Source organism: Streptomyces sp. JL2001 (assembly GCF_050917515.1).
Classification (GTDB): domain Bacteria; phylum Actinomycetota; class Actinomycetes; order Streptomycetales; family Streptomycetaceae; genus Streptomyces.
This window is the reverse complement of sequence record NZ_CP169421.1, coordinates 5,597,849-5,614,371: the sequence shown is the minus strand read 5'-3', so window position 1 is coordinate 5,614,371 and position 16,523 is coordinate 5,597,849. Positions and strand designations below refer to the sequence as shown.

Below are 16,523 nucleotides of genomic sequence, written 5' to 3'. Positions count from 1 at the left end.
GAGCCGCAGCGCGACCCCCGACACCAGGCAGCGGAGCCGAGCCGGAGCGGAAGGCGCCGCAACCGTGTGAATCGGCGCACAAGTTGTTACTGGCCGGTAGTGGCCGGATCTCGCGCGGCCCGTGCACCCCTGCAGCTCAGGCGGGGTGCACGGGCCGCGTCGTCGTCCACCGGTTACCGCAAATGGCCGCATCAACGTTTCATCAGTGTTTGACCACCGAGTCACGCACTGGTAACACCAGTCTGTGAGCCTGGCTTCACTCACCGCCACATCCCCGCTCGCCCCCACCTCTCATCTGATCCGTGCTTGAGGGAGGACCCCGCCATGCAGGCCGCGACACACGTCCGCGCCACCGCGATCCCGTCCGTCACCGACGCCCTGAAGGTCGTCGAGGCGCTGCTGCTCGGCGGCGGACAGCGGACCGCCCGCCGAAACGCCTGGAACTCCGTCCTGGAGGACCGCCGCCGGGCCAGGGACCGGGTCGAGGCACAGCACGTACTGGAGGCCGTGGCTGGTCACGCTTCGCGGGCCACGTAAACTTCAGGGCATGGCGAGGAAGGCAAACACGAGCAGCGGAGACGCTGCGAACCAAGGGCGACTGAAGCAGATCGCCCTCACGTACAAGATGACCCGAAAGGCCGACCCTAAGGTCGGGCTTGTCGTCGCGGGCGTGGGCATCGTCGTACTCGGTGTCCTCCTCGCGATCGGCTTCCTGATCGGACACCCGGTCTACCTGGGCATTCTGGGCTTCGTCCTGGCACTGCTCGCGATGGCGATCATCTTCGGACGGCGTGCCGAGCGGGCCGCGTTCGGGCAGATGGAGGGCCAGCCGGGCGCTGCCGCGGCGGTCCTGCAGAACGTCGGGCGAGGCTGGACGACGACCCCGGCGGTCGCGATGAACCGCAACCAGGACGTCGTGCACCGCGCGGTCGGCCGGGCCGGCATCGTGCTGGTGGCCGAGGGCAACCCGAACCGGCTCAAGACGCTGCTGGCCGCCGAGAAGAAGAAGATGGCCCGCATCGTCGTCGACGTCCCGGTGACCGACATCATCGTCGGCGAGGGCGAGGGCCAGGTGCCGCTGAAGAAGGTCCGTACGACCATGCTGAAGCTGCCGCGGGTGCTCAGTGGCCCGCAGGTGACGGTCGCCAACGACCGGCTCCGGGCGATGGGCGACCTGATGAGCAACATGCCGCTGCCGAAGGGTCCGATGCCGAAGGGCATGCGGATGCCGCGCGGCGGAAAGATGCGCTGAGGACGCCGGCCCCCCGACACACGAAGGGCGCCCCGGGACCGAGAGGTTCCTGGGCGCCCTTCCTCTTCCGTGGGCTTCCCCGGACGCACGACGGGCCCCGCACCGTCCCGCGAGGGGCGCGTACGGGCCCGGTGGGCCGTGAGGCAGGTCCTAGGGGGCGTCTTGCCGATCTTGCCGGGCTCGCGGTGTCCTGCGACTCCGTCTCCGGCGTGATCGGCAAGACACCCCCTAGATGCGGACCTGGACGGCGCCCGCGAGGCGGTCGTGGAGGCCGCGGCCGTCGCGGTCCCAGATGAGGGCCGGGATGGCGAGGCAGACGAGCACGCTGCGGATCACCACGCGGATCGCGCCCAGGCGTCCGCCGTTCACCGAGGCGACGCGGAGGCCGAAGATCCGCTTGCCGGGCGTGGAGCCGACGGTTCCGACCGTGAGCACGCTCAGGACGAGCAGGATGACCAGGGCCCAGTTGCCCGTCGCCTGGTTGTAGCCATGGGTGACGAGACCGTATGCGATCAGCATGCACAGCGCCCAGTCGACGACGAGGGCGCCGATCCGCCGGCCGGGGCGGGCGATGGAGCCCGGCCCCTCTTCGGGGAGTCCGAGCTGCTCCCCCCGGTAACCGAAGTCGACGCCTGCGTCCTCGGCCGCCGCGCGGGGTCCCGAGAGCCACGATCCCATTGCTTGCCTGTTGTCCACGCGTCCACGGTACTGCGCCCGTTTTTGATCACTTCGGCCCGGGTCCGCCACGGCGCTCCGCGATGCCGGCCGGCCCCAGCCCGGTTAACTTGGTCGAAACAAATGGGTCATGCTTGAGAAATCCCGTCTGCCTATGGTCGGGTCCAGCGTGTGCCACCGCACTGGCCGCACGACCAAGCTGCAACCCCGCCCCACCCCCGGGCCGGGAGTAGGAGGAGTTGGATGTTCCAGAACGCCGACGAGGCCAAGAAGTTCATCAAGGACAACGACGTCAAGATGGTCGACGTCCGTTTCTGTGACCTTCCGGGAGTGATGCAGCACTTCACGATCCCGGCGACGGCGTTCGACCCGGCCGACGAGCTCGCCTTCGACGGTTCGTCGATCCGCGGCTTCCAGGCGATCCACGAGTCGGACATGGCCCTGCGCGCGGACCTGTCGACCGCCCGTCTCGACCCGTTCCGCCGGGACAAGACGCTCAACATCAACTTCTTCATCCACGACCCGATCACGGGCGAGCAGTACAGCCGTGACCCGCGCAACATCGCCAAGAAGGCCGAGGCGTACCTCGCCTCCACCGGCATCGCCGACACCGCCTACTTCGGCCCCGAGGCGGAGTTCTACGTCTTCGACTCGGTGCGCTTCGAGACCTCGGCGAACCAGGGCTTCTACCACATCGACTCCGAGGCCGGCGCCTGGAACACCGGTGCGGAGGAGAACAACCGCGGCTACAAGGTCCGCTACAAGGGCGGCTACTTCCCGGCCCCGCCGGTCGACCACTTCGCCGACCTGCGCTCCGAGATCTCCCTGGAGCTGGAGAACGTCGGCCTTCAGGTCGAGCGCCAGCACCACGAGGTCGGCACCGCCGGCCAGGCCGAGATCAACTACAAGTTCAACACGCTGCTCGCCGCGGCCGACGACCTGATGCTCTTCAAGTACATCGTGAAGAACGTCGCCTGGCGCAACGGCAAGACCGCGACCTTCATGCCGAAGCCGATCTTCGGCGACAACGGCTCGGGCATGCACGTCCACCAGTCGCTGTGGTCGAACGGCGACCCGCTGTTCTACGACGAGCAGGGCTACGCCGGCCTCTCGGACACCGCCCGCTACTACATCGGCGGCATCCTGAAGCACGCCCCGTCGCTGCTGGCGTTCACCAACCCGACGGTGAACTCCTACCACCGCCTGGTCCCGGGCTTCGAGGCCCCGGTCAACCTGGTCTACTCGCAGCGCAACCGCTCCGCCGCCATGCGCATCCCGATCACGGGCTCGAACCCGAAGGCCAAGCGCGTCGAGTTCCGCGCGCCGGACCCGTCCTCGAACCCGTACCTCGCCTTCTCCGCCCTCCTCCTCGCGGGCCTCGACGGCATCAAGAACAAGATCGAGCCGGCCGAGCCCATCGACAAGGACCTGTACGAGCTGGCCCCGGAGGAGCACGCGGGCGTCGCCCAGGTCCCGACCTCGCTCCCGGCGGTCCTCGAGGCCCTGGAGGCGGACAACGAGTACCTCCAGGCCGGCGGTGTCTTCACCTCCGACCTCATCGAGACCTGGATCGACTACAAGCGGACCAACGAGATCGCCCCGATCCAGCTGCGTCCGCACCCGCACGAGTTCGAGCTGTACTACGACCTCTAGACCACCTCACCGTCAGCCGGCCGGTCGCCCGGCCGGCTGACGACGACGGCGAGGGCCGCCGTCCCGGGATTCCGGGGCGGCGGCCCTCGTCGTGCGTCGAGCGGATCGGGGTCAGCGGCCGTAACGGATCAGGGCGCGGACCATCTGGCAGGTGGTGTCGGAGGGCGGGTGGATGCCGAGCAGATCGGCCGCGGCGCGTATCTTCGCGTTCCCTGCCTTGGCCGGGTGGTGGACGCCCGCGTCGAGCAGGGCGATCGCCAGGCGCATGGCCTTCAGGCGGCGGTTGTGGGTGACGTACCACTCGCGGGGACGGCCCGCGGGGAGCGGCTGCTTCCGAAGGGGCTTCCAGGGTTCGACTGACGGTGTCCGGATCGTGGCGACGGCCATGGGCGACCTCCTGGCGAACGGTGGGTGCGGGCCCTCCCCGGGACCCTCACCTTCACCTCTGATTTTACCCGCGCCCACTGACAATCATCCCTGGCCAGAGGGGGTTTGGAGGTTCTTCGCGCGGTACGTTGGCGCCATGGAGATCTGGATCAACCCCGCCTGTTCCAAGTGCCGCAGCGCCCTCACCCTGCTCGACGCGGAGGGCGCCGACTACACCGTGCGCCGCTACCTGGAGGACGTGCCCGACCCGGACGAGATCCGGGCCGTCCTGGCGCGGCTCGGCCTCGAACCCTGGGACATCACCCGCACCCAGGAGGACGCCGCCAAGGAGCTGGGGCTGAGGGACTGGCCGAAGGACGCCGCGAACCGGGACCGCTGGGTGGAGGCGCTGGCGGCCCACCCGAAGCTGATCCAGCGGCCCATCATCACCGCCGAGGACGGCACGGCCGTGGTGGGGCGGACCGAGGAGGCCGTCCGGGACGCCCTCGGCCGCTGAACCCCCACGCGTACGGCGCACCCGTAGCGCCCCGGGCCGCCCCCGGGCCGCCACCGGCCACCGCCGCCGAGCCCCGGTCCGTCACCGGGCGAGGAAGGCGGCGATCCGTTCGTTCGTCGCCGGCGAGGCGCCGACCGGCAGGGTGTGGTGGGTGGCGTCGGGCAGCCTCGCCGTCTCCAGACCGGGGACGGCCGCCCGCGCCCGGGCCTCGACACGGCCGACGTCGTGCGCCCTGCTCCGCCCGGCCGTCAGGAGCAGGGTCGGCGGGGACAGGGCGGCCAGCCGCGCCGCCGGGGGTCGCGGGCCGGTGACGGGGCGCACGGTGGGGAACTCCGCCGCGCACGCGGCCAGTTCGCACCATGCCGGGTCGAGGGGCGCGCCCCCGGTCTCCCAGCGCAGGAACGAGCGGGTCCGGGCCGGTGTGGGGCGGAGCAGCATCGGCAGGGCGCGCAGCAGGTAGCGCGGGCCGAAACCGGCGAAGCAGTTCGTCGGGTCGAGCAGGACCAGTCGGTCGACGCGGTCCGGCGCCCGCAGTGCGTACCGGAGCGCGATCCACGCGCCGTAGGAGTGGCCCACGAGCGCGGCCGAGGCGAGGCCGAGGCCCGTCAGGACCGCGTCGAGCCAGCCGGCCAGGTCGTCGACGGTGCGGAGCGGGCGCGTGGCGTCCGGCACGCTGCGGCCCGGCTCGCCGACGAGGTCGACCGCGTGGACGCGATGGGTCCCGCCGAGTGCCGCGGCCGTCGGGTACCAGCCGGTGGAGGTGGCGCCGCCGCCCGGCAGCAGCAGGACCGGCGGGGCGCCCTCCGGTCCGGTGCCGTGCACGTGGGTGCGTCCGTACGGTGTGGTGAGATCGGTGTGGACGGTGTCCTCGGGCCACTGGGCGAGGACGGCGTCGTAGGCGGCGAGGAAGGCCGGGGGCGTGGCACGGGGCGTGCTCCGGGGCATGGCGGTGCCTCCTGACGGAGTTCGTCTACTCGCTCAGCGATAATCTCGCTGAGCGAGATGATACGCGTCGAGGTCGAAGGGGATCACGTGTCCGAGGAACCCGAGCGGGAGATCTTCCATCTGCTGCGCGCCGTCACCGTCGAGTACGGCCTGCGACAGGGCGAGTTCGCCGAGCGCCACGGCATGCACCCCACGGACGTCCGGGCGTTGATCTGTCTGCTCGACGCCGAGCGGGCGGGCGCCGACGCCACGGCGGGCGGTCTCGGCGCGCAGCTCGGGCTCAACTCCGCAGGGACGACGGCTGTGATCGACCGGCTGGAACGGCTCGGTCACGTCACCCGGGTGCGGGACGCGCGCGACCGGCGCCGGGTCCTGCTGCGGGTCGAGGAGGGGGCCAAGGAGCTGGGGCAGGCGCACTTCGGGCCGCTGATCGAGGGGTCGGTCGCGCTGCTGCGGGCCTTCGACGGCAAGGAGCGGGCGGCCGTGCGCGGCTTCCTCACCGGTGTCCGGGACCTCCTGGCCGCGCCGCAGGGCCCGGCCCCCGACGGGCCGGCCACGCCGTGACGGGTACGTGGAGCGAGGTCGCCGAGGTCCTCGGGGCCGATCTGCATCTGGAGCTGACCGGCACCGGCAGCCGGCGGGCGGTCCTGATCCGCGCCCTGCGGGAGGCCGTACGCAGCGGACGGCTGGCCCCCGGGGTCCGGCTCCCGCCCTACCGGTCGCTCGCCGCCGATCTGGGGCTGGCGCGGAACACGGTGGCCGACGCGTACGCGGAGCTGGTCGCGGAGGGGTGGCTGACCTCGCGTCAGGGCTCCGGCACCCGGGTGGCCGCTCGGGCGGCGTCCGCGGAACGGGAACCGGGGAGCTCGCCGGGCGGCCCGGCGGCGGACGGGCCGGCCCCTCTTCCGTACGACCTGGTCCAGGGCAGGCCCGACCCCGCCCGGTTCCCCCGTGCGGCGTGGCTGGCCTCGGCGCGGCGGGCGCTGACGGCGGCGCCTCACGAGGTCTTCGGCATCGGCGACCCGCAGGGGCGGGTCGAGCTGCGGAGGGCGCTCGCCGGGTATCTGGCGCGGGTCCGGGGCGTCCGGACGACGGCGGAGCGGATCGTGGTCTGCGCGGGCGCGGCGCACGCGCTGCGGCTGCTCGCCCGGGTCGCGGGCGGGACGCCCTGGGCGGTGGAGGCGTACGGGCTCCCCTTCCACCGGGCGCTGCTCGCCGAGGCCGGGGTCCGGACCGTGCCCGTCGCCGTGGACGAGGACGGCGCCCGGGTGTCCCGGCTCCCCCGCGGTGTCGGTGCGGTGCTCCTGACGCCCGCCCATCAGTTCCCGACCGGCGGGCCGTTGCACGCCGAGCGGCGCTCGGCCGTCGTCGAGTGGGCCAGGAAGACCGGCGGGCTGGTGCTGGAGGACGACTACGACGGGGAGTTCCGCTACGACCGCGGTCCCGTCGGCGCGCTGCAGGATCTCGATCCGGACCGCACGGTCCTCATCGGCTCGGTCAGCAAGAGCCTCTCCCCCGCGCTGCGGATCGGCTGGATCGTGCTCCCGCCGGCGCTGGTGCCCGGCGTCTTGGCGGCCAAGGGTGAACGGGAGCCGTACACCTCCGCCACGGACCAGCTGACCCTCGCCGACCTCGTCGAGTCGGGGGCGTACGACCGGCATGTGCGGCTCATGCGCCGGCACCACCGCGGACGCCGCGACCGGCTGGTGGCGGTGCTCGCCGCGCGGGTGCCCCGGGTGCGGGTCACCGGGATCGCGGCCGGGCTGCACGCGGTGGTGGAGCTCCCCCCGGGGACGGAGCGGGCGGCGGTCGCGGCGGCGGCACGGCACGGGGTCGCGGTGGAGGGTCTGGACGGGTACCGGCATCCGCGGGCGGTGGCGCCGGGACGGCAGGACGGCCTGGTCGTCGGCTACGCGACGCCGCCGGACCGGCTGTACGAGGCGGCCCTGGACGCCCTGTGCACCGCGCTCACCGAGGCACTCAACGAGGTTCCTCCCGAAGGGAATTGAGCGAAACCGGCGCGCTCCGCGTATCTGACGCCACAGGGACCGCAGGAAACGAACGGAGCCTCACGTGTCACGCAGGAAAACGCTCAGCCAGAAGAAGAAGCTCGCGCTGCTGGCAGGCGCGGCCGTGCTCGTCGGGGGCACGGCCGTGGTGATGACCGGGACGAGCCAGGCGTCGGTGGCCTGTGACGGTCTGGCCACGGCGTTCGCCAACAACGAGGCCTTCATCGCGGACCAGCGTGCCAAACCGGACGCCCTGTCGGAGGCGCGGATCGCCAACCGGGAAGCGGTGCTCGCGGAGATCCGGCGGAAGCAGGTGGCCTCGGGGTGCGCGGAGGGCGCCGGTTCGGGGGGAATGACGGTCGGCGCGGCACCCTCGGCCCCGCCGGCCGCACCGCCCGCGGCGGCGAACCCTGCACCGCCCGCCGGCGGACAGGGCGGCGACGGCCAGGGGGCGGGCGGACAGGGGGCGGGCGGACAGGCCGGCGGTGGCCAGGGCGGGGACGTCGTCTGTGCCGGGTCCACGGTGACGCTGTCCGGCGAGGGCGGGGCGCCGGCCGCGTCCAGCAACCAGTTCCCCCTCGGCACCAAGCTCAAGGTCACCAACCTGGACAACTCCAAGTCGACGACGGTCGAGGTCACCTCCGTCTCCGGAAGCTGTGTCCTGCTCAACAACGAGGCCTTCGAGCAGGTCCGTGAACCGGGCAAGTTCCTGATCCGGAAGGCCCGGATCGAGCGGGTGGGCTGAGAAGGGAGGAAGGGGGCGGAGGCTCCGGTGCGCCCTGTGGGACGGGCCCCGGAGCCTCCGCGCCGTACCCGGAATTCGCTCCCCGCCTCCACCGCCGTCCGTGGCCCGGCTCAGGCCCGGGCCGCCACCTGGGCCTCCGCCTCGGCGAGGATCTCCGTCAGCCGGAGCCCGAAGCGGGCGTCGCACGCGTGCGGAACTCCAGTCCGGGCCGCTTCGAGGAGCGCGTCCATCGCCCCCTCGAACGCCCCGAGCGCGCCCTCCCACGCGGGCATGGCCGTCCTGCCCCGCGTGCCGTGCAGCGTGAGGGCGGCCTCGGCCGCCTCCGGCGGGGCGCTCAGGGTCAGCGTCGCCGTGCTGCTCGCGCCCGAGGCGTGCCGCAGGACCAGATGACGGGTGTCCGCCGGGCCCGGCACCGCGGTGACCTCCGTGACGTCGCCGAGGACGGGCAGGTAGACCGAGAGCACGTGCGGGCCGACGTCCCACAGTCCGCCCTTCTCGCGCCGCCAGGGCGAGGCGGCGTACGGGCTCGCCGAGCCCGGTGCGAAGAGGGCGCCCAGCCAGTGGGCCTCCCCCAGGAACCAGCCGCCCGCCGCCGCCTGTTCGTCGATCCACCGGGCCGTCGGCTCGGCGAACCGCAGCGTGCAGAAGACCACGGACGCGACCCCGGCCTTCTCCACCGCCTCGGCCACCTCGCGGGCCCCGCCGACGGTCGTCGCCACCGGCTTGTCCATGAGCACGTGGCAGCCGGCGGCCGCGGCCCGGACGGCGAGCGGGGCCTGGATGTCCGGGGGCAGCGCGAGGGCCACGGCGTCGCTGGCCGCGAGGAGCGCGTCGACGTCCTCGTACGCCCGTGTCCCGCAGGTCGCGGCGAGCGCGGCCGCGGCCTCGGGCCGTCTGCCCCAGACACCGCTGAACTCGACGCCCGGGTGCGCGGCCAGGACCGGCGCGTGGGTGCGCTCGGCCCAGGGGCCGGTGCCGAGGAGTCCGATGCGGGGCGTGGTCCCGGAATGCTTCGTCATGCCCCCAGTCTGCCGTCCCCCACGACACCCCGTCCCGCACGGTCGCGGGCAGACCCGTCCCACGGCGGACGGTCCGACGTCCCGTCCGCGGCGCGCCGCGACCGCCGTTCCGGTGCGCCGCCGGCCGGCGACCGCCGTCAATCCGGTGGCACCGCGAGGGACTTTCGGGCTAGGTTTCCCCCGCCGGCCGCGGGACTCCGGTGCGACTTCCGGGACCTGCCTCTGAAGCAACGTATTCGCTGTTCGCGCCCCCATTCCCCGGCCGGCACCCTTTTCGCCTGCGCCCCGGGGGAACCCATGACGGAGACGCTCTCCGACCTCATCGCCGCCGAGGACGTACTCCTCTTCGTCAACGCGGCCGTCACCGCGACGGGGCAGCGCGAGTTCCGGTCCTCGGCCGACGAGCAGCGGCTGTCCCTGGACTTCCTGCACGCCTACGTGCGCGTCAACCACCGTCCCGTGTACGCCGCCGCGCTCGCGCTCGACATCAACGACCACAACGCCGCGATCATCGTCGAACAGCTGCTGCGGACCGCCGACGAGGCCGGCGGCCCCGACGCAAAGCGCGCCGAGGGCCGCCTCATCGCCGCCCGCCTCGCGCTGCTGCCGCCGCAGCGGGTGTACGGGGTCTTCCGGGCCCTGCGCGCCGCCAAGGTCAACAACCGCCGCACCCGCGCGATCGTCCGCGACTGGCTGGCGTCCCGCGCCGTGCGCGGCGGGCCCGACGGACTCGGGCTCGACGCCGTGAAGTACCGCGCCGGACTCAAGGCCGCCGCCCGGCACGTCCACCGACGGCTCCCCGACCCCGAGGTGGGCGACTTCCTCTTCGCGCCCCGCCGCCGGGTCCGCTACGAGCACCCCCTCCTCGACGCGCACCGCCGCGCGCACCACGAGCAGGGAGCGCTGTACGCACTGCCCTTCACCGTCGCCGAGGGGTTCGCCGCCCGGCACGGCATCCCCCGCGCGGTCTTCCTGGAGCGGATCGCGCCCCGCATGACCCGCCTCGAACGGCTCCGCACCCAGCGCACCGGGCCCGCCGCCGACCTCACCGCCATGCCGCTCACCCGGCTGGCGTCGTACGTCCTGTCCCTGTCCACCGAGGAGCGGGTGACACGGCGCGGCGAACTGACCGGAGCGCTGCGCGCGGCGGCCCGCCGGGTGGCGGGGCCGCTCGCCGGCACCTGGGGGCGGGTCGCGGCGGTCCTCGACGACAGCCACTCCGCGTCCGGCTCCGGCGTGAAGCGACGGCGCCCGCTGGCCGTCGCACTGGCCTGCCACCACCTGCTCGGGGCGCTGGCCGCACCCGGGGCGTACACGGCGCACTGGACCTCGGGCGCCACCGACGCCCTCCTCGTCCGCCCCTGGGGGCCGACCCCGCTCGGGATGCGGATCCTCGACGCCCTGGAGGACGCGCCCGAGCGCCTGGTCGTCGTCTCCGACGGCTGGGACAACGCCCCTCCCGGGCTGGCGGGCGAGGTGCTGCGCGTGTGGCGGACCCGGATCGATCCCCTGCGACGGACCAGTGTCGTGCACGTGAACCCCGTATACGACGCGGACGGGTTCGACGTGCGCCGGCTCGCGCCGAGTGTCCCGACGGCCGGGATCAGGGACGCGGAGGACCTCGTGGCCCTGGTGGAGATCGCCGGGTTCGCCGAGGGCCGCACGGGCATGGCCGAGCTCCGGGCCCATCTGGACCGGCGGGTCGCGCTCTTCCTGGGGGACGCACGATGAGCAGGATCGATCTGACGGGTCTGGAGGTGCGCGCCGCGCAGGTGTGGGGCGGCGTCCGGCTGGTGCCCCTCGTCCGCGACGAGCCGGTGGCGGGACTGCGGCTGCACCGCGAGGTCTACGGGGGGCACGGAAGCGTGGACGTCGGCGACGGCACGGCGTACACCTCGTACATCCCGCACGGGTTCGTCGCGGACTGGTCGGGGGACGGCCGTGAGGCCGCGGCGTACGGCACCCGGCTCGGCGGCGATCCCGAGACCGTCCCGGTGCGCCGGCACCACCGGATGGCGAAGCGGCGCCGCGCCAGGGACGGCCGGGCCGAACCCCGGCTGCGCTTCCTCCCGCTGCACCTCGCGCTGGAGGGCTATCTCGCGCTGCACTTCGGCGGCCCGTCCACGGTCTGGGACGAGTGGTCCCGGCAGGCGGTCGGCCAGGGGCTGTCGCCGCGCGCCGAGGCGGCCTACGCCGGCCGGTGGGTGCCCGGACTCGCCGAGGCGCTGCGGGTCTTCGAGATCCACCCCGGCCAGTGCGGTCTGATGCTGTACGTGGCGGACTCCCTGGCCGCGGCCTTCGTCGTCCCGCACCCCGCGGACTACCGCCGGCTGCACTCCACCCTGATCGAGGACCTGTACGGCGAGCTGGTCCACCAGTACGCCTTCTACGGCGCCCCGGTGCCGGGGTTCGCGGCGCGCGTCGCGGACTCCGGCGGGCTCCGGACGCTGGCGGACCTGCGGGCGGCGGCCCGGGAGCAGGAGCGGGCCTGGGCACGGGCGCACACGTCGCTGATGGCACGCGACCTGCTGGAGACGCCGTACGCCTTCGAGCGCGTCCACCGGATGGGTTCGTACGATCTGTACCGCTTCCTCCCCCCGTTCCTGCGCGGGGGCCAGGAGCAGCACATCGGCGAGCTCATCAGCGACCACAAGGGGCGGACGGTCTATCTGAAGACCTTCCGGCTCTCCGAGAACCAGATCCGCAAGGGCCATCTGCTGCGCCGCCTCGCGCACGACGACTGGCACCTCGGCCGCACGGCGGAGGCGCTCGGCACGTCGTACGCGGAGCTCGTCCGCCGCATCGGGGCGGCCGGCCTCGGTCCCCTGCTGAACGCACAGGTGATCGCACAGCGCCTGCGGGAAAAGCAGGAAAGCTGAGTAACACGGGGTTCACAAACGGGCAACGGCCGGGAAATCCCGTGTTGCGAAGCTGCGCGCAGACACACCGCAGCTCTCGCAGCGTAGCGAGCCGCCGCGGGCACCCGCAGCAGCACGCCCAAAGGATGAGGCCCGTGACCTTCAAGGCTGAGTACATCTGGATCGACGGCACCGAGCCGACCGCGAAGCTCCGTTCCAAGACGAAGATCCTGCCGGGCTCGGGCGCGACGCTCGCCGAGCTGCCGATCTGGGGCTTCGACGGATCCAGCACGAACCAGGCCAAGGGCCACGCCTCGGACCGGGTCCTCAAGCCGGTCTACGTCTGCCCGGACCCGATCCGCGGCGGCGACGACATCCTGGTGATGTGCGAGGTCCTGAACACGGACATGACGCCGCACGAGTCGAACACCCGCGCCGCGCTGGCCGAGGTCTACGCCAAGTACGCCGCGCAGGAGCCGATCTTCGGCATCGAGCAGGAGTACACCTTCTTCGACGGCGAGCGCCCGCTCGGCTTCCCGGTCGGCGGCTTCCCGGCCCCGCAGGGCGGCTACTACTGCGGTGTCGGCGCGGACGAGATCTTCGGCCGTGACATCGTCGAGGCGCACCTGGAGAACTGCCTGACGGCGGGCCTGGGCATCTCGGGCATCAACGCCGAGGTCATGCCGGGCCAGTGGGAGTTCCAGGTCGGCCCGCTGGCGCCGCTCGAGGTCGCGGACCAGCTGTGGGTCGCGCGCTGGCTGCTCTACCGCACGGCCGAGGACTTCAAGGTCTCGGCGACGCTGGACCCGAAGCCGGTGAAGGGCGACTGGAACGGCGCGGGCGCGCACACCAACTTCTCGACGAAGGCGATGCGCGAGGGCTACGACGCGATCATCACCGCGGCCGAGTCGCTGGGCGAGGGCTCGAAGCCGCTCGACCACGTCAAGAACTACGGCGCCGGCATCGACGACCGCCTGACGGGTCTGCACGAGACCGCCCCGTGGGACCAGTACTCCTACGGTGTCTCCGACCGCGGCGCCTCGGTCCGCATCCCGTGGCAGGTCGAGCAGGACCAGAAGGGCTACATCGAGGACCGTCGCCCGAACGCGAACGTCGACCCGTACGTGGTGACCCGCCTCCTGGTGGACACCTGCTGCGAGGCCCTGGCGAAGGCCGGCCAGGTCTGATCCGCGACGCTCCGCCCGCAGGGGGCGCCCACCACATGGTGGGCGCCCCCTGCGGCGTCGGTGCGGGTGCGGCCGGCGGGAACGAGGAGGCCACGGACGCGGGTCCGCGACGGCCGGTCACGCCGGCCGGGAGACGATCGTCACCCCCGGAACCGCCACGATCCGAGCCGCAAACCGGGGTCCGTCCGCATTCCCGAGTAGTAGAGTAGGGATATGGCCATCATGCAGAACGACACCGCGACGGGTCGTCACGACCTCGAGCCGTTCTGGCCTTCCCGTCAGCACCACGACTTCGACCGGGTGTGTTGCCGCGCGATGAACGCGTCGGCCCTCTAAAGCCCCGATCGGTCCGGTCCGATCCCTCCGGCCTTCGGCCGACGCGCACGACGTACGCCTCTCCGTCCGTTCCCCCGCGCGAAAGAGCTGACCTGCCATGGCCCACACCCAGACCGCCTCCCTCACCGCCGTCCGACCCGGACGTCACCGACTGCGCGCCGTCGATCCGAACGAGGTCGTGGACCTCGCGCAGGTCGCGGACTTCCTGCCGCCCGGCGCCACCCTGCTGCCCGCGCCGCAGCACGCGCTGCCCACGCTGCCCGGCCGCCCGCCGATGGTCGGCTACCTCGTCCTCGTGCCGGCGGACCAGGAGCCCCGGCTGCCCGTGGCCCCCGTTCCGGCGCCGCCCGTGGCGACGGAGGAGCAGGGGCCGGTGGCCATCGACGGCGTGCAGCGGATCGCCGTCGTGGACGGGCGGACGCTGGACCTGACGTATCTGGAGTTCGAGCTGCTCGCCCATCTCGTGGCACACCCCCACCGGGTGCACACCCGCGACCAGTTGGTGACCACGGTGTGGGGGTACGGCCACGTCGGCGACGGCCGGACCGTCGACGTCCACGTGGCCCGGCTGCGCCGCAAGCTGGGAGCCGAGCACCGCCACACGATCCAGACCGTGCGGCGGGTCGGCTACAAGTACACCCCCTGACCGGCGGTCAGGCGCTCTCGGCGGGGTCCCGGCGTCGGGACCCCGCCCTGGCGGCCAGGCCGGTCACGATGTCGACGGCCAGGAAGGCCAGCAGGCTGAGGCCGAGCATCGGCACGAACCAGCCCACGGCGGCCGTGACGGCGGCCAGCGGCAGCAGCATCGTCGGCGGGACCTTCCGCCACGCCCCGCGGGCCACCGGCCGCCCCGGGCGGCGCAGCCACCACATGCGGTAGCCCCAGAGGATCAGCAGGATCAGGGCGAGCGCGAGGGCGGCGAGGAGCAGCTGGTTGAACAGGCCGAGGAACGTGCCCATGTGGGCGTCGATGCCGAAGCGGGTCAGCTTCGCCAGGACCGGGTGGTCGGCGAAGCGCAGCTCGTCCATGATCGCCCCGTCGGCCGGGTCGACCGCCACCGAGTCCAGGTGGACGGGGAACTGGGCGTCGGTCTCCTTGACGACGTAACCCTTGCCTTCGGAGGGCAGGATCACCGAGGTCCTCCCCTCGATGCCGGCCGCCCGGGCCGCCTCGACGACGCGGTCGATGCCGACGTCGGGGCCCTGCGCGGTGGCGGGGGCCTGATGGCCGTCTCCGTGGCCCTCGTGTCCGCCGTCTCCGGCGCCGCCGCCGAGGGTGGCGGAGACGGCGGGGGTGGCGCCGCCGAGCTGGTCCTGGACCGCGCCGATGTTCTCACCCGCGTAACGCGACCAGGTCAGGCCGGTGGCGGAGAGGACGACGAGGCCGGCGACGGCCCACAGACCGACCGAGCCGTGCCAGGACAGGGTGCGGCGGCGGGACCTGGGGCCCCGCTCCGGGACGAAGAGGGCGCGCCGGCTGCTCCTGCGGCGGCCGATCCACAGCAGCAGACCGCCGAGTGCGACCACCCACAGCCAGCTGGCGGCCAGCTCGCTGTAGTTGCGGCCGAGGTCGCCGAGGTGGAGGTCCCGGTGGAGTTCGTCGAGCCAGGCGCGCAGCGGGAGGGCGCCCGAGCTGCCGTAGCTGGGGAGCTGCCCCCGTATGTCCCCGGTGTAGGGGTCGACGAAGACGGCGAGCGACTTGCCTTCCTCGACGTCGGGGCCGGCCATCAGCACGCGCGTGGTGGCGCCCTCCTCCGCCGAGGGCCAGACGGCGGTGACGGTGCCGTTCGGGTTGGCCTCGGTGGCGGCGTGCACCTGCCGGGAGAGGGGCAGGACCTCGTCGCCGACGGGGACCTCCAGCTCGTGGGCGTAGAGGACCTTCTCCGCCTGGAAGGAGAGCGCGTAGAGGAGTCCGCTGGCCGCGGCGACCAGCAGGAAGGGGGCGATGAGGACGCCCGCGTAGAAGTGCATCCGCAGGACGAGGGGGCGCAGGGCGCTCCAGCCCCGGGGGGATCTCGCGGACGGGGTGGGCTCGGTGGGCGCGTCGGCGGCCTCGGCCGTTTCCGGGCGCGCGGAACCGTCAATGGTCATGACTGTCCTAGGAGTCGGTGTCGACAGGGGGAATCGGCCCCCGGGTCAGACGTGTGCTCCGAGGGCGGTGGCGCGGGGTGCGGACAGCCGGGGCGGGCCGCGCCGGGAGAGGGCCTGGGCGAGGACGACGCCGCGCAGCCGGCGGGTGTGCGGGCGGCGCGGGGGGACGGGCTGCGGGAGTTCGGGGACCCGGACGCGGACGACGGCGAGGAGGAGCCGCAGCGGGGTGAAGGCGAGGGTGCCGACGGTGCGGGCGAGTGCGAAGAGCGCGGCCTCGCCGCGGGCCAGCCAGAGACCGCAGACGAGGGCGGCGAGGAGGTGGGCGGCCAGCATGCCGAGCGGGGTGTGTCCCGCGGTCGCGGTCAGCGGCTGCTCCATGTCCATGGCCATGGGGTGGGCCATCACCGAGCCGGCCAGGTGCGCGGCGGACGAGGCCGCGTCCGCGGCCGCCGTGTCCGTCAGGGCGTGGTCGCCCGCGGTCCCGTCGGCCGGGCCGGCGTGGTGGGTCCCGTCGTGGGAGCGGACCGACGAGAAGATCAGGTGCAGTGCGGCCTGGACGGCCAGCAGTCCGCCGCCGATCGCCACGGTGCCGCGCCGGCGGCCGCCCCCGAGCCAGGCCAGTCCGCCGGTGACGGCGAAGGCCAGGGAGAGCGCGGACGGCGCGAGCTCGTGCGCAGACATGAACAAATGCCCCACAGCTGCCAGAGACACGCATACGGCCGCGAACAGGGCGGCACGCAGGACGCGGATCGGCGACTGGGCATCGGTCATCGTCCGGACATGGTGACATCCCCGCCCGCGGCGCGGGAGACCCCTCGGATTCCCCTGCCAGCGGAACGGCTTCCGTGCCTGGTCGCGGGCGCTGCAGAGT

General features: G+C 73.2%; 18 protein-coding genes. 12 read left to right on the top strand and 6 right to left on the bottom strand.

The window, feature by feature from the left end:
- Nucleotides 1-324: 324 nt before the first annotated feature.
- Together ACE1OA_RS25020 and ACE1OA_RS25015 are read left to right on the top strand one after the other, a co-directional pair.
- Complete coding sequence (locus ACE1OA_RS25020) at nt 325-537, top strand: SCO2195 family GlnR-regulated protein (protein ID WP_356603096.1); 213 nt, start codon at nt 325-327, stop codon at nt 535-537.
- Between the two features lie 10 nt (nt 538-547).
- Nucleotides 548-1,252 carry a DUF4191 domain-containing protein gene (locus ACE1OA_RS25015; RefSeq protein ID WP_147977701.1) on the top strand — a complete coding sequence of 235 codons (705 nt, stop codon included), beginning with the start codon at nt 548-550 and terminating at the stop codon, nt 1,250-1,252.
- 228 nt (nt 1,253-1,480) lie between these two features.
- Here ACE1OA_RS25015 and ACE1OA_RS25010 read toward each other — a convergent pair whose 3' ends face one another.
- The gene (locus ACE1OA_RS25010; protein WP_356776468.1) at nt 1,481-1,948 is read right to left on the bottom strand and encodes an RDD family protein; all 468 of its coding nucleotides are present in this window, start codon (nt 1,946-1,948) and stop codon (nt 1,481-1,483) included.
- Between the two features lie 222 nt (nt 1,949-2,170).
- Here ACE1OA_RS25010 and glnA point away from each other — a divergent pair, with 222 nt between their 5' ends.
- Entirely contained in the window at nt 2,171-3,580 is a 1,410-nt protein-coding gene (gene glnA, locus ACE1OA_RS25005) for a type I glutamate--ammonia ligase (protein WP_356603092.1), read from the top strand.
- Between the two features lie 111 nt (nt 3,581-3,691).
- On the opposite strand, the gene ACE1OA_RS25000 is transcribed toward glnA, so the two are convergent.
- Nucleotides 3,692-3,967 carry a hypothetical protein gene (locus ACE1OA_RS25000; RefSeq protein WP_386544715.1) on the bottom strand — a complete coding sequence of 92 codons (276 nt, stop codon included), beginning with the start codon at nt 3,965-3,967 and terminating at the stop codon, nt 3,692-3,694.
- A 136-nt stretch (nt 3,968-4,103) separates the two neighbouring features.
- On the opposite strand from ACE1OA_RS25000, the gene ACE1OA_RS24995 reads away from it, so the two are divergent.
- Complete coding sequence (locus ACE1OA_RS24995; RefSeq protein WP_356603088.1) at nt 4,104-4,463, top strand: arsenate reductase family protein; 360 nt, start codon at nt 4,104-4,106, stop codon at nt 4,461-4,463.
- Nucleotides 4,464-4,544: 81 nt separating this feature from the next.
- Here ACE1OA_RS24995 and ACE1OA_RS24990 read toward each other — a convergent pair whose 3' ends face one another.
- Nucleotides 4,545-5,408: an alpha/beta fold hydrolase gene (locus tag ACE1OA_RS24990; protein ID WP_384868603.1), complete on the bottom strand. Its 864-nt coding sequence runs from the start codon at nt 5,406-5,408 to the stop codon at nt 4,545-4,547.
- A gap of 57 nt (nt 5,409-5,465) precedes the next feature.
- Between ACE1OA_RS24990 and ACE1OA_RS24985 the strand changes: the two genes are divergently transcribed.
- The 3 genes from ACE1OA_RS24985 to ACE1OA_RS24975 all read left to right on the top strand — a co-directional run bounded on the left by ACE1OA_RS24985 (nt 5,466) and on the right by ACE1OA_RS24975 (nt 8,162).
- Nucleotides 5,466-5,972 (top strand): MarR family transcriptional regulator, encoded by a 507-nt coding sequence (locus tag ACE1OA_RS24985; RefSeq protein WP_356603084.1) that lies wholly within the window; start codon nt 5,466-5,468, stop codon nt 5,970-5,972.
- On the top strand, nt 5,969-7,417 hold the full coding sequence (locus tag ACE1OA_RS24980; RefSeq protein WP_386544718.1) for a PLP-dependent aminotransferase family protein: 1,449 nt from the start codon (nt 5,969-5,971) through the stop codon (nt 7,415-7,417). Before ACE1OA_RS24985 ends, ACE1OA_RS24980 begins: the two co-directional genes overlap by 4 nt.
- Nucleotides 7,418-7,481: 64 nt before the next feature.
- Nucleotides 7,482-8,162 (top strand): hypothetical protein, encoded by a 681-nt coding sequence (locus ACE1OA_RS24975; RefSeq protein WP_386544721.1) that lies wholly within the window; start codon nt 7,482-7,484, stop codon nt 8,160-8,162.
- A gap of 110 nt (nt 8,163-8,272) precedes the next feature.
- On the opposite strand, the gene ACE1OA_RS24970 is transcribed toward ACE1OA_RS24975, so the two are convergent.
- On the bottom strand, nt 8,273-9,181 hold the full coding sequence (locus ACE1OA_RS24970) for a Gfo/Idh/MocA family protein (RefSeq protein ID WP_386544724.1): 909 nt from the start codon (nt 9,179-9,181) through the stop codon (nt 8,273-8,275).
- A 297-nt stretch (nt 9,182-9,478) separates the two neighbouring features.
- Between ACE1OA_RS24970 and ACE1OA_RS24965 the strand changes: the two genes are divergently transcribed.
- The 5 genes from ACE1OA_RS24965 (at nt 9,479) to ACE1OA_RS24945 (ending at nt 14,208) form a co-directional block, all read left to right on the top strand.
- On the top strand, nt 9,479-10,912 hold the full coding sequence (locus tag ACE1OA_RS24965) for a hypothetical protein (protein ID WP_386544726.1): 1,434 nt from the start codon (nt 9,479-9,481) through the stop codon (nt 10,910-10,912).
- Complete coding sequence (locus tag ACE1OA_RS24960) at nt 10,909-12,060, top strand: ARPP-2 domain-containing protein (protein WP_356603074.1); 1,152 nt, start codon at nt 10,909-10,911, stop codon at nt 12,058-12,060. Before ACE1OA_RS24965 ends, ACE1OA_RS24960 begins: the two co-directional genes overlap by 4 nt.
- Before the next feature lie 134 nt (nt 12,061-12,194).
- Nucleotides 12,195-13,226, top strand: a complete 1,032-nt coding sequence (glnII, locus tag ACE1OA_RS24955; protein ID WP_386544729.1) for a glutamine synthetase — start codon at nt 12,195-12,197, stop codon at nt 13,224-13,226.
- A 213-nt stretch (nt 13,227-13,439) separates the two neighbouring features.
- Nucleotides 13,440-13,562 (top strand): hypothetical protein, encoded by a 123-nt coding sequence (locus ACE1OA_RS24950; protein WP_261992104.1) that lies wholly within the window; start codon nt 13,440-13,442, stop codon nt 13,560-13,562.
- Between the two features lie 97 nt (nt 13,563-13,659).
- Nucleotides 13,660-14,208 carry a winged helix-turn-helix domain-containing protein gene (locus ACE1OA_RS24945; protein ID WP_432753430.1) on the top strand — a complete coding sequence of 183 codons (549 nt, stop codon included), beginning with the start codon at nt 13,660-13,662 and terminating at the stop codon, nt 14,206-14,208.
- A gap of 7 nt (nt 14,209-14,215) precedes the next feature.
- Here ACE1OA_RS24945 and ACE1OA_RS24940 read toward each other — a convergent pair whose 3' ends face one another.
- Nucleotides 14,216-15,652: a PepSY-associated TM helix domain-containing protein gene (locus tag ACE1OA_RS24940; protein WP_386544734.1), complete on the bottom strand. Its 1,437-nt coding sequence runs from the start codon at nt 15,650-15,652 to the stop codon at nt 14,216-14,218.
- Between the two features lie 45 nt (nt 15,653-15,697).
- On the bottom strand, nt 15,698-16,333 hold the full coding sequence (locus ACE1OA_RS24935; RefSeq protein ID WP_356603066.1) for a hypothetical protein: 636 nt from the start codon (nt 16,331-16,333) through the stop codon (nt 15,698-15,700).
- Nucleotides 16,334-16,523 lie beyond the last annotated feature (190 nt).

Coding starts and splice junctions, on each gene's coding strand:
- ACE1OA_RS24945 (WP_432753430.1), top strand. CDS start 13,660: ATGGCCCACACCCAGACCGCCTCCCTCACCGCCGTCCGACCCGGACGT.
- ACE1OA_RS25015 (WP_147977701.1), top strand. CDS start 548: ATGGCGAGGAAGGCAAACACGAGCAGCGGAGACGCTGCGAACCAAGGG.
- ACE1OA_RS24950 (WP_261992104.1), top strand. CDS start 13,440: ATGGCCATCATGCAGAACGACACCGCGACGGGTCGTCACGACCTCGAG.
- ACE1OA_RS24960 (WP_356603074.1), top strand. CDS start 10,909: ATGAGCAGGATCGATCTGACGGGTCTGGAGGTGCGCGCCGCGCAGGTG.
- ACE1OA_RS24970 (WP_386544724.1), bottom strand. CDS start 9,181: ATGACGAAGCATTCCGGGACCACGCCCCGCATCGGACTCCTCGGCACC.
- ACE1OA_RS25020 (WP_356603096.1), top strand. CDS start 325: ATGCAGGCCGCGACACACGTCCGCGCCACCGCGATCCCGTCCGTCACC.
- ACE1OA_RS24965 (WP_386544726.1), top strand. CDS start 9,479: ATGACGGAGACGCTCTCCGACCTCATCGCCGCCGAGGACGTACTCCTC.
- ACE1OA_RS25000 (WP_386544715.1), bottom strand. CDS start 3,967: ATGGCCGTCGCCACGATCCGGACACCGTCAGTCGAACCCTGGAAGCCC.
- ACE1OA_RS24935 (WP_356603066.1), bottom strand. CDS start 16,333: ATGTCTGCGCACGAGCTCGCGCCGTCCGCGCTCTCCCTGGCCTTCGCC.
- ACE1OA_RS24990 (WP_384868603.1), bottom strand. CDS start 5,408: ATGCCCCGGAGCACGCCCCGTGCCACGCCCCCGGCCTTCCTCGCCGCC.
- glnA (WP_356603092.1), top strand. CDS start 2,171: ATGTTCCAGAACGCCGACGAGGCCAAGAAGTTCATCAAGGACAACGAC.
- ACE1OA_RS24940 (WP_386544734.1), bottom strand. CDS start 15,652: ATGACCATTGACGGTTCCGCGCGCCCGGAAACGGCCGAGGCCGCCGAC.
- ACE1OA_RS24985 (WP_356603084.1), top strand. CDS start 5,466: ATGATACGCGTCGAGGTCGAAGGGGATCACGTGTCCGAGGAACCCGAG.
- ACE1OA_RS24995 (WP_356603088.1), top strand. CDS start 4,104: ATGGAGATCTGGATCAACCCCGCCTGTTCCAAGTGCCGCAGCGCCCTC.